Raw genomic sequence first — 19,893 nt, 5'->3', positions numbered from 1 at the left:
TCCCTGGGGCGCTGCGCGCCCCAGGAGAGAAACCGCCTCGCTGCGCTCGGCGGCTCGGCTTCGCCGAGCCAGGGCCGGCCCTTCGGGCCGGTGTCCTGCGCTTCGCTCCGGACTGGTTCGGGACCTCGCTTCGCTCGGTCTCGAACTGCCCGCTGCGCGGGCCGGGGTGACCCCGTTTCACGGGGTCACGGCCTTCGGCCTCTTGGGGTGTCCGCTTCGCTCCCACCCCGAGTCCTCCGGCTTCGCCTTCGGACTCAGGGGCCCGCAAGCGGGCCCGGCTGGCAACGGCAGGGAGTCCTGTCGAGTTGCGTCTCAGGCGTTGGCGGTGGATCGGCTGATGGATTGGCGGCGTGCGCATCGCAGCGTAGGTGCGTCCGGCTCTTCCTCGAAGGGGTCGATCAGCCGGTAACGGACGTCGTTGCTGCCCCTGTGGTTTTCTCGGACGCAGGGGATGCAGTCGCAGGGGACGGCGAGGTACAGGCCGTGCCGGTCCGTCAGGCTGCCGTGGTAGAGGACGAGGTCACCGGGCTCGATGAGGTCAAGCGCGCGAAACAGGGTGTCGGACATGCTGTTACTCCTCGCTGCTGTCGGGGGCACTGTGCAACGGTGTGACAGGAAAGGCATCCGGCACAGTTGCTTCATTCTTGTGTCCAGATTCAAACTGGATTTTGTGGCCCATGGGGGTGGGGCGGTTGCTCCCGCCCCACCCCCATGGGGTTGCGACCGGGCGGCGGAGGTCAGACGGTGATCAGCTGGAAGGCCCGTTCCATCACGTCGTCGGCGGTGCCGGAGATCACGCGCTCCGCGCGGGCGGCGCTCTTCAGGTCCGGGCTTGCGCCGCGTGCAGGGGCGATGTGGTTGGCGTACTCGGTGATCGCGTTGTATCCCGCCCACGCCGTTCCACGGATGCCCGCCTGGGTGTCGGCCTGCTCGAACAGGTTGCGGATGGTGTACCAACGGGACTGCTGGTTGTTCTTCTTGCGGGTGCTGTCGGCGTCGGCGACGGGCCACAGCTTGTCGACGACCGTACGCAGCATGGGAGTGGTCATCTCCGTGTCGAGCATGCGCTGTGCGGCCTTCTCGAACTCCTCGGCGTACCTGAAGGTGAGTCCCAGAGCCTGGCGGGCCTGTGCGATGCGGCCGCGCGCTCCCGAGGTGTGCCGGACGGTGTAGCTGCTCTTCGCGTTCCGCAGTCCAGCGCGCAGCGTGTTCGCGCACACCACCCGCACGGGGGTGACCACGATCCGGAATGCGCTGCTGCCGTCGTGGGAGTTGAACGCGGCAATGTAGAGGTCCACGTTGTCGCTGGATCCGATGGTCATGGTCTGAGGCAGCTTCATCGTCAGGAACACCTGGCGGCCGCCTCGCAGGGATCCGGCCGTCTCGAAATGCGCTCCCGACTCGTCGGCGAGGAAGTTCAGGAACTCGGCGTGTTCCTCGTTCTGAACCGGCGTGTAGTCGGGGCCGACCACTCCGAGGTTCTCAGGAAGCCCGGTCTTGGGGTGGGTACGCACGCTCGCCCGGTGGTTCGGCACGTCCACCACGGTCGCGCCCTCGGCCGTCAGCTCGGTGGCGTGCAGGTCCACCAGACGGACGTTCCATCCATCCAGGGCCGCCAGACGCATCGCGTCTTCGGCGGTCAGTGCATCGGCGGTCACCGTGCCCAGCTTGTGCCACGCGCTTTCACGCGCGCTGACGAACGCGGCCGTACCGTCGCTGAACTGCTCGATCTCGTGTGCCATGGGATGTGTCTCCTTCACGGATGTTCTACGGATCGGCGGGGGTGCCACTCCCCCACCGCTGGCGGGCTCGGGTCAGTGGTTCAGGGTGTTCGCGGGCAGGCCGAGATGCCCGCCCGGCTGGGATGGGAGTGCTGAGGGTGATGGCGCGTACGGGGGGCCGCCCGGTACGTGCGGCGGCCGGCCTGGCCGCGGCGGGGTCAGACGAGCGCGGGGGCGTCCACGATCGTGACCGAGGCGGGCAGCGGGTCCCAGAGGTCACGGTTCTCGGCGATGCAGTAGGCCACGTGGCTCTGCTCGGCCGTGGCCGGGTGCGCGGTGAGATCGCTGACCATCCAGGACATGAACCGCACGCCGCCGTCCGGCTCCAGGGTGCGGGCGGCCAGCATGGCGTTCGCGCCCATCGTGGTTCCGGTCAGCAGGAAAGCAACGCTGACGAGCAAGTCACTCGGGTCGTCCTCACCCAGGACAGGGCCCGTGATGAGGCACTGGGCCTCACCGACCCCCTCGTCGGTCGCGAGAACGACCGTGAGGTGGTGCAGGCCGTCACCGGCGGCCTGGGCCACGGAACGCATAAGGGTCATGCTGCGGCGGGCCAGGATCCGCCCGATGCTGGACTCGGGTGCCGGGGAGTCGGTCATGAACGTACTCCTTCATCGTGTTCAACGGTCGGCCTATGGGGCCGGGTGCCACTCCCGGCCCCACAGGGGGCACTGCAGTGCTAGGTCAGGCAGATGTGAGGGGCATCGTCGTAGTACTGGCCCTCCACCGACTGGCCAGGTCCGCCGGTCGGCCCCTCGCCGCAGCACGCGGCCCCCACTTCATCGGCCGTGAGCGGGGTCGCGACGGTACCGCGTACACGCCAACCCCACGCCCGGTCCTGGCTCTGCCCGTTCTCCCTGCTGCGCAGGAACACGCCGCACACCTCACTGTGGAGGGCGGCGGCCATGACGCGGACGGCGTCGTCCATGTCGGCCCCTCCACCGAGGTAGGTCCGGCGGCCTTCGTTGTGAAACCAGACGACGACGGCCGGGCCACCCGTGCTGACCGTGAGGACGTGACAACCATCCTCGGCCGCGTCGAAGACGCTGTACAACAGGTTCTCGGCGCGCTGCCTGACCGAGATTTCCAGAGTCATGACTCTGCCTTTCGCGGTGGTGGTTCTTCGGTAGGCCCTGCGGGGCCGGGTGCCACTCCGGCCCCGCAGGGCGGTCGGGTCGGCCGGGCGAAGAGTCCCGGCCGACCGTGACGGACTGTCAGCGGGTGGGCTGCGCGGGGATGCGCAGGCCGCGCATCAGCATCCGCTTGCCGGACAAGTGACGCTCGATGAGCTCAAGCGCCTGGTCCAGCGCCAGGCCTTCCGCCTCGACGGCGTAGCTGTAAGGGATCGCGCCGGTCAGCACGACCGGGCCGCAGAAGATGTACGGGATGTTCAGCAACTGCTGGGCGCTGTGGTTGGCCGCCACGTCCTTCCACAGGGCCTCGTAGTCTGACCAGACCGTCAGAGCCGGGTCGGCCCGATGCGGGCGCATCCGGCCCGGCTCATGGATCCCTTCGCTGATGAGCAGTTCGTGCGGGGTAGTGGTGGGGGTCCAGTCGGCGAGGACGAAACCGCCGTCGTTCTGCAGGATCAACGCGAAGGGCTTGGCGTCCGTGGTCACAGCTCTCCAAAAGGTCGAGGGCCGGGGAATCTTCGGTGCCGGTGGGTCTTGCCACATCCCCTCACCGACAAGAGAATGCTATCGCATTAGGAGAGCATTCGGTGTGGGTAACGCGCTCTCGGGGCGACCCGAAAGAGTGAAGTATTCGCAGGTCACAGGGGGTTTGCAGCCCGGCGGGTGGCGGGCATTGCGGGGCCGGTGACGCCCAGCACCCTCGCCGCGTAGCGGCGAGGGCAAGGGATACGGCAGCGCGAAGCGAGGCCTCTGTGAGAGCGAAGCGAACACAGCGGCCGGCTGCCGTATCCCGCAGCGCGTGAGAGCGCGCAGCGCTCGGTCCGGGCGCAGCGAAGCGGAGCCCGGCACGCGGGGTTGGGGCGGCGCAGCGCAGCGGAGCCGCCCCAACCCTGGGCGGCACCGGACCCGCAACGCCCGCCACCCGCCGGGCTGAAATGCCTTGACGGGGCCACAGGGATGTGTTGGCCAATTCAGGCTCGCATGGCGTGCTCCCAAAGGTTTTGCATCCGACCCGAAGGTCCCGCCCCCAGGGGCTGGGCGGTTCCTGTCGGCGGGCCCTGCTAGCTTCCGGGCATGGCATTCACCAACAGGCGACAGATCACTTCGGTGGCGCAGCTCAATCCCGTCCAGGTCAGGCAGGTCGTGCTCTGCGGTGCCGCCTACGACGATGAGGATCTCCCGGCTGACCGGCGCCTCTCCTCGGATCCTAAGGACGAAACGGTGCTGAACTTCTGCGAGCTCTGGGACGTGGTGGCCGACGGGTCGCACGTCTACGAGGCCTGGTTCTACCAGGCGGACAGCGGGTCGATCTTCCTGGCCGGGACCACCGAGATGGTCGCGCAGATCATCCAGTGCGGCTTGGAGTGCGCGGAGGAGGAGCGCAAGCTGGAGCTCGGCGCGGCGATGGTGAGGGCCGGCCTGTTGCCGCCAGGGGACTCGGCGTTCGAGCGGTTCCGGGCCGCCGGGACGATGTAGGCCCTCATTCCGTCCAGAGGCCGAGACAGGCCCGGTTGCTTCGCCAACAACGTCCCGGCCTGCTGCCGCCCCCTCAAGGGCAAGTCGGCGCCCGCGGCGCACTAGGAGGCGTCATAGAGCTCCTGAGCGGCCTTCAGGGCGGCCCGTCGGACCGCCGGTGGATAGCCGAGACTGTCCGCCGCCCCTTCGGCGCCGAGCCCTGGCTCTGAACGCATCAGCGCGACGATCCGCGCCGCGCGCCCCTGCTGCAGATGCCGCTGAGCGGCCGGGACGGAGACACCAAGGACCTCAACGGCGTAGGCAGCCGTCACCGCAGGGTCCGCGTCGAGGAGTTCGGCGATCCGGCCGGGAAGCAGATCCCGGGGAACCATGTCGCCTGATCCCTTCGGCCGCCCGCTGGGGGCGCCCATGCTTCCGCGGCCAGCTGCGTAAGCGAGCACGGCAGACCGCGGCCAATGCTCCACCCCACCCACGACCACGACACGGTCGGCAAGGCAAGGGTCGGTCTTGTAGCTGTCCACGCTGCGCGGCTTCACATCAAGCAGGACGGCCGCCTCTCGGCGGTCGAGCAGATCCTCCTCATGCTCAACATCCGGGATGGCCGGCTGCGGCCGGCCATCCCGGTAAGCCTCTACCTGCTCCAGATCCCACAGCAGGACCCTCGAGTCCTGGGAACTCACCGGCTCAGGGAAACCGTCCGCACTGTAGGGCTTGGCCCGTCGGAAGGCGGCCCACTTCATACCCAGGACGACGGCGAGTTCCTCCCGCCCGACGGCCGTTCGTCCAGCGCGGATCACAAGCCCGACCTCCCGGTAGATGCGGAGCGCTGGCGGACCCCAGCGCAAGAAGAAAAAATATACCGCACTATGAGAGCAAGGTGCGGTGTGCGTGCCCGGGGATCAGCCGAGAGCTATGCTCGGTCGTGAGACGCATGTGGGGTTCTCCCAAGGTGTGTTCTTCGGTAGGCCGGCGCCCTTGCCACCCGCCCCGGCGGAAGTGGGCGCCGGCCACATCTCTTTCACCCCCACACCGCTCCACTCCCCCGCCTGCCCCTCCGCCTTCCGCTCCCCTGCTCCACGCCTCCCCCTCCACCGCCAAACCGCCCTCCACACCCTCTTCCCACAACCCGACGCCCTCTCCCAACTTCCAGCCTTCAAACCCTCCCAGAACCACGGCCCCCAACCGCCTCCCCCCAGCCCCTTCACCCCGCCCAGACCTAATGTCTGAGCACTCACCGGCGCCCAAAGCCGCGCCCACCTGCGGAAATGCAGCAGCCCAGGCATCACAGCTTCCCCTCATTCATCCCCCTCGGGGGTCCCCCCTTGCATTCCCTTCATGGTTCCCCCCTTGCCTGGCCTTTTGGTTCCAGCGCTTCCAGCCGGAAGCCGCCCGGTCCCCAGCAGCGGCGAGGCGGGACCGACGCCGGGCCGGATGACGCAGGGCCGTCTCAGTGCCTTCCCCAGCGGGCGGCTCGAAGCCTGCTTCGCTCCCCGGGGGTGATGAGCGCAAAGCGCCGAGCTATCTGGCCGTCCGGGTCCATGAGCATCTCAGGACGTGGGACTCGAATCGGGCGCCGTGCCCGCTGGCTGGGCGCACCGCTCGTCCTACCTGCGACGGTTCACTGCAGGTCGACGATGCGCGGTTCAGCGAGGTCTCGAGCACGACACGCCCGGTCGCTCCTCGATCGGGGGCGTCGCGACACGCTCGGCCGTGTCTGACGCGCTGCGCAAGCCCGCGGCATCCCCGCGGGCGCGGAGTCGACCGCCGGGGTCACGAGGGAGAGCTGCGCGGGGACGGAGCATCCCCGCGGGCGCGGTCGACCGCAGGGTCACCAGCCCGGCCGGTGAGCCCCCGGGAGCATCCCCGCGGGCGCAGGGTCGACCTGCCCAAGAGGAGCATCCCCGCGGGCGCGGGGTCGACGTTCTCCTCGTCGCTGTCCCCGTCGCGCTGCTCGGAGCATCCCCGCGGGCGCGGGGTCGACGAGCCGGGGCTCTTGAGACGGGGCTTGACGAACGGAGCATCCCCGCGGGCGCGGGGTCGACCATGCCGTGCTCGACCCACTGCTCGAAGACGCCGGAGCATCCCCGCGGGCGCGGGGTCGACCCCCTGCCTGTACGCGGCCGCGACCGTCACTCCGGAGCATCCCCGCGGGCGCGGGGTCGACCTCGAAGCGGAGGGCGGTCACAGTGTCGCTCCCGGAGCATCCCCGCGGGCGCGGGGTCGACGCGGCGGCGTTCCGCTCGATCTCAGCGGCCGTCGGAGTATCCCCGCGGGCGCGGGGTCGACGCGATGATGCAGAACGGTCTCCTCGACCGCGTCGGAGCATCCCCGCGGGCGCGGGGTCGACGAGCGGCAGTTCGTCACCACCGTCCGGCCCGCCGGAGCATCCCCGCGGGCGCGGGGTCGACGTTCTGGTCTGGCTCGCCGGACGGCTGCACCGCGGAGCATCCCCGCGGGCGCGGGATCGACGCGGTCGGACACCGGAAGCCGGCGCCGGAGATCGGAGCATCCCCGCGGGCGCGGGGTCGACGTCGACGAGTCGGCGGCCCCGGTCCAGAAGGCCGGAGCATCCCCGCGGGCGCGGGGTCGACCCGATGCATCACGCGGCCTGGGCGGTTCGCGTCGGAGCATCCCCGCGGGCGCGGGGTCGACCTACTGGAAACCGCGGACCCAGAGGCTCGCGCCGGAGCATCCCCGCGGGCGCGGGGTCGACTCCTGGATGTGGTAGCCGAGCTCGTGGATGGCCGGAGCATCCCCGCGGGCGCGGGGTCGACCGAGAACGGTGCCATGGCGGCCGAGTGCGCGTCGGAGCATCCCCGCGGGCGCGGGGTCGACTCTTCCGGGGGCTCCGCCGGGAGTCCGATCCGCGGAGCATCCCCGCGGGCGCGGGGTCGACTCGATCGCACACGGGACGCACGCATGGACGAGCGGAGCATCCCCGCGGGCGCGGGGTCGACCACGTGCCGGTGATGGCCATGGCTCACACGGCCGGAGCATCCCCGCGGGCGCGGGGTCGACCACGTGCCGGTGATGGCCATGGCTCACACGGCCGGAGCATCCCCGCGGGCGCGGGGTCGACAGCGTGCGCCGTTGCGCGGGATGGACACTCTGCGGAGCATCCCCGCGGGCGCGGGGTCGACACGCGGTGACGATGCGGTCGTGCTCGACGTCGAGGAGCATCCCCGCGGGCGCGGGGTCGACCGCACAGACCATGCAGAGCATGTGCGACATGGCGGAGCATCCCCGCGGGCGCGGGGTCGACGGAACCCTTGCCTTCGGCGCTCTGGCCTGCGTCGGAGCATCCCCGCGGGCGCGGGGTCGACAACGCGAGGTCCGAAGGCGGCGCCCGTGGCGCCGGAGCATCCCCGCGGGCGCGGGGTCGACCCTTCATGCACCCTCCTGGTAGCGCATAACGTCGGAGCATCCCCGCGGGCGCGGGGTCGACCTTGACTGCCTTGACCTCGCGGTCGATGCGTGCCGGAGCATCCCCGCGGGCGCGGGGTCGACTGGCGTTCGGCCTGGTCGTACCGCCGCTCACAGGGAGCATCCCCGCGGGCGCGGGGTCGACATGCGCCGCGGTGGGGGCCGCAAGTGACACACCGGAGCATCCCCGCGGGCGCGGGGTCGACATGGTGAGGTCGCCGGTCATGGTGCCGCCGGCCGGAGCATCCCCGCGGGCGCGGGGTCGACTTCCTCATCGACACGCAGGGCCGACCGATGTGCGGAGCATCCCCGCGGGCGCGGGGTCGACTGCCACCGGCGCCGGAGCGGGAGGGGGCTCCGGGGAGCATCCCCGCGGGCGCGGGGTCGACTGCGGAAGTCGACACCGAAGAAGCGGAGTTGGAGGAGCATCCCCGCGGGCGCGGGGTCGACCATCCGGCCAAGGCCTCCGAGGCCGCGTCCCGCGGAGCATCCCCGCGGGCGCGGGGTCGACCTGGCCAATGTGGCCGTCTCTGGGACGGTGGCCGGAGCATCCCCGCGGGCGCGGGGTCGACGCGGGCTGCGGCGGCTGCCGCAAAGTCACTGACGGAGCATCCCCGCGGGCGCGGGGTCGACACCATCTGAGCTGGCGGTTCATCAGCCCGAGTAACTGTTTTCGTTTAGTTGTTTCTGGGGGCGGGCGGACAGAATCAGCCCATCGAAGTCGACCGGCCGCCAACGATCGCAGCCTGCGGTCCGGACAGCCCAACCCTGTTCGTTGACGGCGGGTTCGATGAGGATGGCCTGGCCGTCGCCGATTCTGACGGCAAGAAGTTCCCAAAGGCGGTCGCGGATGCGGCGGCTGGGGTTGCCGACGAATACACCAGCGCTGGCCTCGACCATCCAGCGCGTGAGGTGTCCGCGGAGACCTTCCGGGGCCGCGATGAGGATGATGACGGTCATAGCGATGGCTCGGCCTCGTTGATCTCGGGTCCGATGACCGCGATGTGGTTGTCGGTCATGCCATGCGCCGAAAGATCACCGGAGCTGGCGTAATTTGTACCGCCCGGGACGACGCCGAGGTGTTCGTCCCACAGGAGGTTCACTTCGGCGTCTTCGAAGTCCGCTCCTTCAGGGGTGAGAAGGTTCTTGATGTCGGTGACGATGCGGCCGAGGAGTTTGTCGCGGGCGATGAGGTCTCGAAGGCCGAGGCGAGCGTCGCGTTCTTCTGTGAGGCCTCGCGCGGCGAGGTCGAAAGCGAGCGGGATGGTGTACTCGGCCTTGTAGAGGTCTGCAATGTCCAGGACAAAGGATGTGGCTTTGCCGGTGTGGACGAAGCCGAGTCCCGGACTGGCTCCAAGTCCTACGATGACAGCGTGGCAGATGCCGTACAGAGCGGCGTTGGCCGCCGATAGAAGGCGGTTGAGATCGTCACCAGCCGCGAAGGCGTCGCCGGCCTTGTAGACGCGGCCGTTCCAGGTGACGCCGGTACGGGCGGCCTGGGCGCGGTAGAACCTGCGGACACGGCTACCTTCGCGGCCGCGGAGTTGCTGCATGGTGAGCGTGGAGACGTCTTCGCCTGGGAAGCGCATGCCGTACATGGTGCGGGCCACGGTGAGTCGTTCTTTGGGACGGGTGACGAGCCAGGCTTGGCGGTGTAGGAGGCCGGCGCCCCGGCTGGGGCCAAGGCCGGCCGCGTACATGCGGACGCCCTGCTCGCCTACCCAGCACACGGTGGTGCCTGAGTCGGCAAGCAGGCGGATAGCGCCGTGGGTAACGCGTGTGCCGGGGCCTAGGAGCATGACGGCCACCATGGCTGCGGGTACTCGAACCGTCTGCTGCTTGTTGATGATGACGACGGCGTTCTCGTCACGGTCCAGGTGGCTTCGCTCTACGTAGACGCTGGAGACGCGGTCGACGAGGCGGTGGAGGTCCTGGGGATCGGCCTTCCACCAGATGTCGGGCACGGGTGGTCATTGCCTTTCAGGGAGGGGGGCGAGGGTGAGCAGTCCGCATCCGTAGGCCTTGGAGGGGCCGATGCCGTTCAGGAGGTGTTCGGTGAGCAGGGTGGGGTCGGTGACGCGCAGGCGTCCTTCGAAGGTGACGGAGTGCATGACGACTTGGGCTTCCTTCATCGTGGTTGGTCCTTTGCCGAAGGAACGGCGTTGGCGGTTGGTGATGCGGATGTCGCGTGGAGACTCGTCGTCGATGTCGCGGGTTGCCTCGAGGTGGGGGGCTGGGGGGATGTCGAAGCCCCACCGTGCGGTGCGGGTGAGGAACCAGTCGAGTTGGGCGGCGGCGGTGCGGTGGCCGAGGCGGAAGCCGCGCCGTCGGCTGCCGGCGTCGATGCGTGTTTGTTGACGCGTGGTGGGTTTGTCGGGGCGGGTGGTGTTCTGGACGGGGTTGGCGGTGAGGCGGAAGGCGAAGCTGCGTCCTGGTGCGAGTTGCTGCAGGAGCGGGGCGTAGTCGCGTATGGCGTAGTGCTTACCGTCGGCGCCGGGCCATCCGGCCTGTTCGACGAGGTGCGTCCAGTCCGGTTTGTCGGTGGTGAGGACGAACAGGTGGGGGCGGTGGGGGTTGTCCGGATCGAGTCGCCACAGGGTGCGTGCCTGTTCGGGCAGTCCGGGAAGGCCTCCTTGGACGGCAGCGTGCATGGCGCGCGGGCTGGTGAGGAGTCTGCGGCTTTCGGCGCGCAGCGGGTTGATGCGAATGCGGGAGAGGTAGGGCATGTCGGTCACCAGCCCAGGAGGGCGAAGGGGTCGTGGCCACCGGTGTTTTGGTGGCGTGCGGGGTCGGGGGTGAGGCCGGTGGGGGCTTGAAGGTAGGTGTGTCGGGTGCGGCGGGTCGTGAAGGTCCGGCGTCCGGGGGCGAAGGACACAGGCACGTCGTCGCGGACTTCGTTGCCTGCCGGGTCGTCGAGGGTGGCGGGTAGGTCGATGTGGGTTGCGTTGCCGTTCTGGCGGCCCCAGCGTTTGCGTACGGTGGGAGTTGCTTGCCAGGGCTCCGCGCGCAGCGCGTCTTCGAGTGATCCGGTGCGCTGCCCGAGGGATAGGGGCTGCGTGGGTGGGCAGGAGCGGCGGCCCAGGGCGAGGGGGAACGCGGGGTGGCGTACGGCGTGTTCGAGGGTGGTGATGAGGCCTTCGGGGCCTTCCACTGCTGCGAGGAAGACGGCGTCCTGGAGGTAGAACCGCTGGGTGATGTGTGTGTGCTTGGCAGGTGAGGTGGGTTTCTGCTGGCGTTTGGCGTTCACGGCGGCGGAAAGGAGTGGCTGACCGCGGTAGTCGCTCACGGTGTGGTAGTCGCGCAGGATGCTGCCGGGTTGGTCTATGCGGATGGCCAGGCCGAGGCCGGCGAGGTCGTCCAGGGCCGCGTGGCGCGGGCGGCCGGCGGCTGCGGCGAGGAGGCCGACGACTCCGGATTTCGTGGGCTCGGGTCGGGTTTCGCGTCGGTTGAATGCGCTGCGGTCGCCCCATGACTGCAGCGGGCCGGCGAGCCGGAGCAGGAGGACTGAGGTTCGGTCGGGGGTGGTCACGCCTGGGTCTCCAGCGCAGTGGTGATGCGGGAGCGCAGGGTGGTGCGCAGGTCGGCGAAGGTGACGGGTTCGCCGAAGGCTTGGGTCAGGGTTTGGGCGGTGTCCTTGGTGCGGGGCTCGCTGGTGGTGAAGGTGTGGCTGGCGGCGTTGTAGAGGGGTGTGTCGCCCCATACCTGTGTGGCGGTGATGTGTTCCTCGGCGAGTCGGCGGGCGGAGTTCGCCTGGATGCCGGCTTCGGCTGCGACGGGCTCTTCGAAGGCGGAGACCAGGTTGACTGGCTGGTCGGTGCGTACGACGACTGCCACGAGGCTGGGCCTGGTGCGGTGAGCGAAGGCGTTCTGGTAGCCGGTGGGTGTGGAGAGGGCGAAGCTGTCGATGAACTGGTCGAGTGCGTCGAGGGCGGCTTGGGTGTCACCGCCGAGGTTGTGGGTCAGCTGGGCGAATCCGACGGTGGCGTAGCGGTAGAGGGTGGCGGAGTTGAAGCCGATGGTGCCGATCATTCCGGCACCGGTTTCGTCTTTCTCGTTCTGGTCGTCGACGGCGGTGAAGTAGTCGAATTCGAGCTGTGTCTCGTGGGTGGAGAGTGCGTGGGCGACCTGTACGGCGGCGTCGACGTTGAGTTTGGGGATGTCGGCGACCATGCGGCCGAACAGTGCGACGCCCACGGGGTGCCCGGTAGTGAAGGTTTGGGCGACGGGCAGTTCCTTGACGGCTTCGGCCAGGGCTTTCTCGTCCAGGGCTGCCAGGTCGGGTGCGTGGTTGTTCACCAGCTCGGCGACCGCGTCGAGCTGGGCGTTGCCGTAGAAGAGGAGGTAGGCGGTGTCGCCGGCCTTCTTGCCCTGGCTCAGGCCCAGCTGGGCGAGCAGTGCGGCGGCGATCGGTCGTGCGTCGTCGTGGTCCAGGCCGGTGTTGCCCGCGATCCGGGTGACGAGTTCATTGGTGATGCGCTTGGTTCGTGTGGCGCGCTCGGGCTCGGGCATCTGGGCGTCGAAGTGCCTGCGGGATGCGCGCTTCCATGCTTGGGAGGAGACGCGGGAGCGGCGGACTCCGCCGTAGACAGCTTCCTTGGGGTTGCCCTGGTCGTCCCGGTTGAGGTTGGCGGGCGGGACAGTCTGGATGACATGCACGTCGATGTAGAGGCGCTGGGTCATGGGTGGCTCCGAGGTCGTGTGGGTGGGCGGTGCGCGGTGGGCTTGCAACCGGCATGCGCGTGAACGGGACGAGACCGTCCGTGTCCGGCAGAGGCCGGGCCTGTGATGTCAGGGGCCGGGTTGTGGAGATGGTGCCGTCTGGTTCCAGGCGTAATAGTCCAGGCCCCAGCGGCGGCGTACGCGGTTGCGGGAGTCGGGCCGGTTCCAGTGGAGGATGTCGGAGGCGAGCCGGTTGTAGTCCAGGGGCTGTTTGACGTCCCTGAGCTGGGTGACCAAACCGCGCAGTCGCAGTTGGAGCGCCGGCGTCGAGGTCGCGGAGAACGTCTGCTGGAAGCGTGCGTCGACTGCCGCGTCGCTGGTTCGGTCGTGGCGTCGGAGTTCGAGTACGGCCCGGCCGAGTCCGATTCCGTCACGGTGCATGGGCCGGTCCTGGCTCTGCTGGTGCAGTCCGTAGAGAGCGAGCGCCATGTGCTCGGCCTCCTGTGCCGCTGAGACTTCGCCGCGGCGCGCGGCGAAGTCGTCGACCGGACAGGTGTAGAACGGGAACATTTCCAGCACGGTTCCGGCGGGCTGGCCCAGTCCCCTGCGGAGGACTGCGAGGTCCTCTCCGGGCGGGCGTTTGTCGGCTGCGCTGCCGGTCTTGCGGCGCCAGCTTCCGTCGGCGGCGATATAGCGGTGCCAGATTCTCTGCTTCGTGTGGTCTTCTTCGGTCATGACCGTGTCCAGACGTGATGGGGGCTCTGTGTCACATGGGGCATGCAGGGATGCCCGTATGGATGGCCGGATCACTCCGGCGCAGGTGGAGGCGTAGGGGGACAAGGGCAAGGGCTGTGGCGTGGCGCTCTACTTGTCGTCGGGATGGCTGCTGCTGCGCCGGAAGGCGTCGGCGCGGTGGAGGATTTCCGCTCGGCGTTTGAGGAAGGAGGCCTCGGCCAGCGGGAGGCGATGCGTACGCTGCGGCTTTCCGTCTGCCTGGGGGGTGCTTCTTCCCGTGAATGCCGCGACGGGGACTGCCTGCAGAAGGCGGTCAGCGATCTCTCCGCTTCGGCGCCAGGCGAGCTGTTCCCAGGCGAGCTGGCCGGCTTCGATGCGTTCCAGGCCCGCTACTTGCCTCAGGCCCGCCAGGAGCCGTCGCACCGGTTGGTCCAGGGCGTGCAGGACGAGTTCGCCGGGGCGCTGCCCCTTGTCCCAGGGGATCGGTTCGGTGCCGAGCGCACGGCGCAGGTCAGCCGAGAGATGGTTGACCGCTGTGGCCAGCTGTTCTGCTTGTTCGGCCACTTCGAGGAGGGCGGAACGGACGTCGCTGTCGGCGTCGAGGGCGGCCAACGGCAGGGGGAGCGCGTCGAACATCACGTCGTCGATCACGGCTGACTGGTTGCCGTAGGCGATACCGGAGAGTTCCACACGTAGGGGGTAGTCCTCGCCCAGTTCCGGTATGAGGCTGCCGGCCTGGTCAAGGACCGTGCTCGTGGCGAACCCGGTCGTCTTGTGTCCGGCCTCCCGGGACTGACGCTCGAGTGCCAGCAGTGCGTCGAGGCCTCGCCAGACGGCTTTCCCCGGCTGGAGCCGCAGCGGACGGCGCGGCAAGGCGGTGCCGTCTTTGTCCTTTGCCGTATTCCGGCCGCCGGTCGGTTCCAGCCGCCACATGGTGTGCGGTTCGGTCTCTGGCGTGTGCGGCATCCGGTCCCCCGCGGCGACCAGGACCCCGGTCACCCGCAGGCCTTCGCCGGTCACTTCCGGGAAGAGCCGGATACGGCGGGACTGCCAGGTCCACAGGTCCAGGAGGCCTTCGGGGGCTCGGGTCTGCCACTGGGGGGTTCCGGCCGGTCGCGGGTCGTCGGCATCTCGGCGTTTCCACTGGGGGAGGTCGCTCGACGTAGGTGGAGCTCCGACGGGGATGTTCAGCAGCAGCGTCTCGAAGAGTGTTCTGCCCGCGAGCAGGGTGATGCCCATCTGGCCGAGGGGCCCGGTGGGGTTTCCGGTGGTCTTTCCGGCCTTCGCCTGCGGGTCGCCCACGGCGCCCGTTTTGATCGCTGCGGTGTCCCAGCACTGCGTGTGGAGCAGCCAGTGTGCTGCCTGCGCCGGGGTCAGCGAGATGGCGTCGCCTTCTGTACGCGAAGCGAACAGAGGTACGTTGTTGCCGGTGGCTTCAGTCGCGACGATCAGCCCGGCGTTCTTCGTCTCGCCGCTCGCAGTGGTCAAGCCGGCGACCTGCCCGAAGGGCTGAACTGGATCGAAGAGGTCGAACAGCGGCCGGTGCGCGTCGAGATACGCCTCTAGTTTGAGACGCTGCGGCTGCGACCACTGTCCTGCGGAGTGCCAGTTCATCCACTCGCGCTCATCGGCCGGGCGTCCCAGGGCGGCGAGAATCACGGGGAGGAGGATCTGCCGGAACACAGCCGGTTTCTGTGTGGGGATCTCCACCACCAGGTCGCCGAACTCGTGGGCCTCCAGCAGGGCTGTACGCAGGGAACGTACCTGTGCTGGTTGGCCTGTGGCCGACGGTAAGTGCAGCCATGGGTCGTCTGTCAGGGAAAAGCCATCGGTCATCGGTGCCCCTTGATGGAATCTCTTCTGTTTGAAGCTAGCAGCGGCGTTGGCGCCTTGTGGTACTTCTCCGCAACTGGATGCGACAATCGTGTAGTTGACCCTGCAAGGCACTTCCTGAGGACCGTGCTGCGGGGATGGTCCCCTCTTCTGTTTGCATCACAGCTCAGGGTTCGCGTCGTCCCCGCGTCAGGCGGGGTGCCGAGCCGCCGGGCTCCGGTCCGGCGGCTCATCCCCCGCCTTGGACGGGGTTACTGCCGGCGCCATCGGCTACTGGACCTGCCGGAGCCCGAACTCTTCGTCGTATGACACGGTGAAGTCGCCTACGCGGGCTCTGCGTGAGGCGTCGAGCACCAGAGCGCGGGTCCGCCGCAGCCACGGATGCCCGTGCCAGCCGGGCAGAGGACTCAATGCCAGGGCCGGTTGGGTGAGGTTCGAGGGCAAGCGCACCATGGAGCCCAGCACCTCCTCCAGCACATCTGGTGCCACGTCCCCGTTGACGCTCAGGGCTCGCCCCGCCAGCGTGCGGAAGACTGCGCCGTCCTCGTCCCGGACCACAAGTATGACCTCGACCGATTCATCACCATCGCGCACCGCCGCGCGCAGCGAGTCCTCGTCGCCGCCCGCGGTGGATCCGCCGTAGTGCAGACCCGCCAGCGTCCGGCGCTCGTGCTCACCGGCCCGGGTCAGGAGGAACTCTCGAGCCACTTCTGCGCGAGTACGGTCTCGGTCGCTCTGCTCCCGGGCGGCGGCCTCACCTGCCGCATGCCACGCCGCTGGCAGCAACGCCACATCCGTCCCGTAGATGCTCTCCACCAGGCCGGGGACATCTCCGGGAACCGACCATCCCTTGCCGGCACCCGGCAGGGCGGAAGCGGTTCGCAGCAACAAATGACGCCCGTAAATCATCTCGCTGGCGAACACGAAGGACGGCTCACCGTCCTTTGACGGCTGGAAGCCGGTGACGAACACTTTCGGCGTGCTCAGCTGGCCCGGACGCCACGTACCTTCATGCCGGTGCAGCCGTCCGATGCGTTGCAGCAGAAGGTCGACGGGGGCCAGATCCGTGACCAGCAGGTCGGCATCGACGTCGAAGGACTGCTCGGCAAGCTGGGTCGCTACCAGGATCAACCGGCCGCCCCGTGGCCTCGGCGTCAGCGGACCCAGCAGACACAGGCTTTCCTCCGTCAGATCGGCACGCCGGGCGACCGTGAAGCGGGCGTGCAAAAGACGCACTTCGGCGTCGCCGAACCTCCCGCGCAATTCCTCATAGAGGCTCTGGGCCCGTGCGACAGAATTTCGGATGACTAGCGCGGTCCCCCCGCCGGCGAGTTCATCCGCCAGCAGATCACCTACTCCGGCGTCCGCCTCGGCATGCAGCCGCTGTCGTTCGTCACGCGTCGATCGTGCACCGGGCACCCTCTCCGGCAGCACGCGCACCGCCACGGGAAGGTCCTCGCGCCAGCTCTCCGTCACCTCCGCGTGGAACTGCGCCTGCCCCGAGACTGGCAGCCATGCGGCCGTGACACTCGGATAGCCCTGCGGGGCCGGGACCTGGGCCTTGAACTCCTCCTGTGACGCCGCACCGGCGAGGTAGGCCTCGAAGAGCGTCTGCCGCTGAGCGGGGGCCAGCGTCGCGGAAAGAACGATCACGGGCACACCCGCCTGGCCCAGCCAGCGCAGTGCCTCCGCCAGAAACTGACTCATGTACACGTCACAGGCGTGTACCTCGTCCAGCACCACGACCTTGCCCGCAAGCCCCGCCATCCGCAGCATCACATGCCGCGTACGGGTCGCCGCGTACAACAGCTGATCGACAGTGCCCACGACAAACGGGGCCAGCAAGCCGCGCTTGGCCCCGAGGAACCACTCCGCGGGTGCCAACCGCTCCTGCACGCCGCACTCTTCGTACGGGACACCGTAGGGGTCGTCGTCCATCCCGAACTCGTCGACTCCCGCAAACGCCTCGTCCGCGCAGGCTCCCGCGTTCTCCAGCAGCGCCTTCCACTCCCGGTTGAAAGCCCTCTTGCCGTGCAGCAATACCACCCGGGACGCCAGGTCCGGGTCGATGGCCCCCAGCCACCGCCGAGTACGAGTGAACATCGGATCGCTGGTCGCCTGGGTCGGCATCCCCACAAAGACGCCATCAGCACCGAACCTGGCCGCAAGGACTTCCGCCGCCGCCAGAGCGGCCTCCGTCTTGCCTTCCCCCATGGGAGCTTCGATCACCATCAGCCCCGCACCGCCCATGCGGCGCGCGGCATCGACCACCATGGCCTGCGACGGGCGAGGCGTGCATCCGAACCGGTCCCGAAATGCTTCGGGCCCAGGAACGGCGAGGGCCCCCCAGCCCCGCTGGAGGCCCAATGCCGTCCATGCTGCCGCTGCCCGATCACGGGACGCACTCAGACCCACTGTGCGCAGGTCATCCGTACCCTGGAAGAAGCGTTCATCGCTCGCGATCCAGTCCGCCATGACCACCAGACCGCTGAGCTGCAGCTGCAGCGCCTTCGACGGAACCAGCACAGGCTGCAGCTCACACAGGCTCCCGAACCCCAACTCACGCGTGAATACATCCAGCACGGCTTGCTGAACCTGGTGCCAAAGCCCCCTCCCCCGCAGCTGCCCCTTGGCCGTCCTGGGCTCCTGCACATCCCTCAGCGACGGAAAGGCGCCGTGATGTCCCGCCACCAAGGGCCACACCCAGTCCACCTGCTCCGGACTCCAGCCGGCGGAGGTCAACAGCTCACGCGCCAGCAACCCGCCGGCCCAGTCATGACGCCAGCGCCTCTTGGTCTTCACCCCCGCCACAGCAGCCGACTCCACCCAGGTCAGCCCCGACCGCCGGACCGCCTCCGCACCCACAGGCCACAAACGCTGATGGACCGGCGTCGCCTTCCCACAGTCATGGACCCCACACAGCCAGGCAAACAACCCCCGCCCCCGCCCCGGCCCACCGGCAACCACATCCAGAGCCGACCGCGTCGAAGGCGCAAGGAGGCCCTCCCACAACAACTCGGCAACCGCAGCAGTGTCCAGGAGATGCCCCATCAAAAGGCTCGTAGTGCCCGCAGCCCGTTCCCGCGACTTCCCCCACAACGCCTCCAAAGCACTCACCACAGCAGGCTCATACCGCTCGTGCAGCTGCTGTAAGTCCACCAGGCCTCCATCGTCCGACGAACCCCCGAGATTAGAAGCCAGCACTGACAACACAGCCTGACCTGCAAAAATCAACTCAACGCGCAGATGCGTCCCACGGTCCACCGTTCGCGGGACAAAACGTCTCCACCGAGCGCCGGGTCGACCACACGCCGCACATTCCGTAGCGCACGGAGTACGACCAGGTGGAGCATCTCCGCGGGACGGGGTCGACAAGTCACGACCTTCATCGTGGTGACGTCCGGAGCATCCCCGCGGGCGCGGGGCCGACCGCGCCTCGGTCCAGGTCGACCCGGGTACCGTCGGAGCATCCCCGCGGCCGCGGGGTCGACCTCATCGGCCGCACCCAGTTAGGCACCTCGCCCGAAGCGTCCCCGCGGGCGCGAGGTCGACTGGCAGAGCCAAGGGCCCGTCGCCGACTACTACGGAGCATCCCCGCCGGGGGGGCGGCTGAAGCTCGATACTCGCCGTCTCCCAGGATGACGGAGCATCCCGCCCCACGGGGGCGGGGTCGACGGTGGTGACGCCAAGTAGCCGAGGAGAGAAGCGGGAGCATCCCCGCGGGCGCGGGGTCGACACAGGCGGCAAGTTGACCGTGATGCGCCAGTCCGGAGCATCCCCGCGGGCGGGGTCGACCTCAACGGGGCCGCCGGGGGTCGCCTCGGTGTACGGAGCATCCCCGCGGGGGCGGGGGCGACGTCATGGGCGGCCGGCGCCACGCACCGAACCGCGGAGCATCCCCGCTGCGCGGGGTCGACTACGCCACCTGCAACGCCCGCTCCCTGATGCACGGAGCATCCCCGCGGGCGCGGGGTCGACTTGTCGCCCGGCAGCGTCTCCAGCCAGAGTTCCGGAGCATCCCCGCGGGCGCAGGGTCGACACGCTGAGGACGTGCAGCGCGGCGTACAGCCGCGGAGCAACCCCGCGGGCGCGGGGTCGACACAACTGCGTCTTGGTCATCTCCCCTCCGTACAGGAGCATCCCCGCGGGCGCGGGGTCGAACCAAGGTGTCGGCACATCGCCGCGTACTCCCCTGGAGCACCCCCGCGGGCGCGGGGTCGACTCATCGCGGCCGGGTTCATCCGCCGTGTACGCCGGAGCATCCCCGCGGGCGCGGGGTCGACATCCGCTCGGGCATGCTCGTCATGCCCAATCCCGGAGCATCCCCGCTGGCGCGGGGTCGACTTGATCACCGACTTGCCCTTCGGCCGAGTCTGGGGAGCAGCGCCGTCGGCCCCGCGGGCGCGGTAGCAAGGTCGACGTCACGGTTCTCGGGGCAGATCGGCACGGCACGGCTACGGAGCATCCCCGCGGGCGCGGGGTCGACCGCTCATCACGGCGAGCCCGGTAGGCGTACTCCGGAGCATCCCCGCGGGCGCGGGGTCGACCCGGCGCCGCCTCCGCCGTTGCCCTTCCCGCCCGGAGCATCCCCGCGGGCGCGGGGTCGACCCGTTCCAGGCGGCACACGAAGGAGCCGTCTACGGAGCATCCCCGCGGGCGCGGGGTCGACGTGCGGGCGCTCGGACTGGAGCGCGGCGCACATGGAGCATCCCCGCGGGCGCGGGGTCGACACTGCATAGGCCGCGGTCGCGTCGTCTCGTGTCGGCGGCGCTTGAATCGTGACCCACCCTGGCCGGTTGAAGATTGACCCCCGGTCCGTCAGTTGATGTTGTTCATTCCCCGGTGTTGGCGGG

The 19,893-nt window shown here is 69.2% G+C and carries 15 protein-coding genes and 2 CRISPR repeat arrays; of the genes, 1 reads left to right on the top strand and 14 read right to left on the bottom strand.

What is annotated here, in order from left to right:
• Nucleotides 1–312 precede the first annotated feature (312 nt).
• The 5 genes from ACZ6Y1_RS37030 to ACZ6Y1_RS37010 all read right to left on the bottom strand — a co-directional run bounded on the left by ACZ6Y1_RS37030 (nt 313) and on the right by ACZ6Y1_RS37010 (nt 3,400).
• Complete coding sequence (locus ACZ6Y1_RS37030; protein WP_469640494.1) at nt 313–567, bottom strand: hypothetical protein; 255 nt, start codon at nt 565–567, stop codon at nt 313–315.
• A 170-nt stretch (nt 568–737) separates the two neighbouring features.
• Nucleotides 738–1,742: a DUF932 domain-containing protein gene (locus tag ACZ6Y1_RS37025; protein ID WP_469640492.1), complete on the bottom strand. Its 1,005-nt coding sequence runs from the start codon at nt 1,740–1,742 to the stop codon at nt 738–740.
• Nucleotides 1,743–1,939: 197 nt separating this feature from the next.
• Complete coding sequence (locus ACZ6Y1_RS37020) at nt 1,940–2,380, bottom strand: hypothetical protein (protein ID WP_469640490.1); 441 nt, start codon at nt 2,378–2,380, stop codon at nt 1,940–1,942.
• Nucleotides 2,381–2,460: 80 nt separating this feature from the next.
• On the bottom strand, nt 2,461–2,877 hold the full coding sequence (locus ACZ6Y1_RS37015) for a hypothetical protein (protein ID WP_469640487.1): 417 nt from the start codon (nt 2,875–2,877) through the stop codon (nt 2,461–2,463).
• A 118-nt stretch (nt 2,878–2,995) separates the two neighbouring features.
• Nucleotides 2,996–3,400, bottom strand: coding sequence for a hypothetical protein (locus tag ACZ6Y1_RS37010; protein ID WP_469640485.1), 405 nt, complete (start codon nt 3,398–3,400; stop codon nt 2,996–2,998).
• A gap of 588 nt (nt 3,401–3,988) precedes the next feature.
• Between ACZ6Y1_RS37010 and ACZ6Y1_RS37005 the strand changes: the two genes are divergently transcribed.
• Nucleotides 3,989–4,390 (top strand): hypothetical protein, encoded by a 402-nt coding sequence (locus ACZ6Y1_RS37005; protein ID WP_469640483.1) that lies wholly within the window; start codon nt 3,989–3,991, stop codon nt 4,388–4,390.
• A 101-nt stretch (nt 4,391–4,491) separates the two neighbouring features.
• Here the strand turns inward: ACZ6Y1_RS37005 and ACZ6Y1_RS37000 are convergent, their stop codons facing one another.
• The 9 genes from ACZ6Y1_RS37000 to cas3 form a co-directional block, all read right to left on the bottom strand.
• Nucleotides 4,492–5,070 carry a hypothetical protein gene (locus tag ACZ6Y1_RS37000; protein WP_469640481.1) on the bottom strand — a complete coding sequence of 193 codons (579 nt, stop codon included), beginning with the start codon at nt 5,068–5,070 and terminating at the stop codon, nt 4,492–4,494.
• 1,211 nt (nt 5,071–6,281) lie between these two features.
• Nucleotides 6,282–8,446: direct repeats of the CRISPR family, unit length 29 nt; unit sequence CGGAGCATCCCCGCGGGCGCGGGGTCGAC.
• A 21-nt stretch (nt 8,447–8,467) separates the two neighbouring features.
• Nucleotides 8,468–8,773: a type I-E CRISPR-associated endoribonuclease Cas2e gene (cas2e, locus tag ACZ6Y1_RS36995; protein WP_469640479.1), complete on the bottom strand. Its 306-nt coding sequence runs from the start codon at nt 8,771–8,773 to the stop codon at nt 8,468–8,470.
• On the bottom strand, nt 8,770–9,777 hold the full coding sequence (cas1e, locus tag ACZ6Y1_RS36990; protein WP_469640477.1) for a type I-E CRISPR-associated endonuclease Cas1e: 1,008 nt from the start codon (nt 9,775–9,777) through the stop codon (nt 8,770–8,772). The genes cas2e and cas1e overlap by 4 nt, the downstream gene beginning before the upstream one ends.
• 6 nt (nt 9,778–9,783) lie before the next feature.
• Nucleotides 9,784–10,539 (bottom strand): type I-E CRISPR-associated protein Cas6/Cse3/CasE, encoded by a 756-nt coding sequence (gene cas6e, locus ACZ6Y1_RS36985; RefSeq protein WP_469640499.1) that lies wholly within the window; start codon nt 10,537–10,539, stop codon nt 9,784–9,786.
• Nucleotides 10,540–10,544: 5 nt separating this feature from the next.
• Nucleotides 10,545–11,342 carry a type I-E CRISPR-associated protein Cas5/CasD gene (cas5e, locus tag ACZ6Y1_RS36980; protein ID WP_469640475.1) on the bottom strand — a complete coding sequence of 266 codons (798 nt, stop codon included), beginning with the start codon at nt 11,340–11,342 and terminating at the stop codon, nt 10,545–10,547.
• Nucleotides 11,339–12,493: a type I-E CRISPR-associated protein Cas7/Cse4/CasC gene (gene cas7e, locus ACZ6Y1_RS36975; RefSeq protein ID WP_469640473.1), complete on the bottom strand. Its 1,155-nt coding sequence runs from the start codon at nt 12,491–12,493 to the stop codon at nt 11,339–11,341. Before cas7e ends, cas5e begins: the two co-directional genes overlap by 4 nt.
• Before the next feature lie 108 nt (nt 12,494–12,601).
• Complete coding sequence (gene casB, locus ACZ6Y1_RS36970) at nt 12,602–13,207, bottom strand: type I-E CRISPR-associated protein Cse2/CasB (RefSeq protein ID WP_469640470.1); 606 nt, start codon at nt 13,205–13,207, stop codon at nt 12,602–12,604.
• 129 nt (nt 13,208–13,336) lie between these two features.
• The gene (gene casA, locus ACZ6Y1_RS36965) at nt 13,337–15,043 is read right to left on the bottom strand and encodes a type I-E CRISPR-associated protein Cse1/CasA (RefSeq protein ID WP_469640468.1); all 1,707 of its coding nucleotides are present in this window, start codon (nt 15,041–15,043) and stop codon (nt 13,337–13,339) included.
• Between the two features lie 267 nt (nt 15,044–15,310).
• Nucleotides 15,311–18,157, bottom strand: coding sequence for a CRISPR-associated helicase Cas3' (cas3, locus tag ACZ6Y1_RS36960; RefSeq protein WP_469640497.1), 2,847 nt, complete (start codon nt 18,155–18,157; stop codon nt 15,311–15,313).
• A gap of 1,339 nt (nt 18,158–19,496) precedes the next feature.
• A CRISPR array of direct repeats spans nt 19,497–19,770; the repeat unit is 29 nt; unit sequence CGGAGCATCCCCGCGGGCGCGGGGTCGAC.
• Between the last annotated feature and the right edge of the window lie 123 nt (nt 19,771–19,893).

The organism is Streptomyces sp. NPDC053432 (assembly GCF_055585365.1).
Note: the sequence above shows the minus strand (reverse complement) of the source record. Positions and strands in the feature narration are given on the sequence as shown.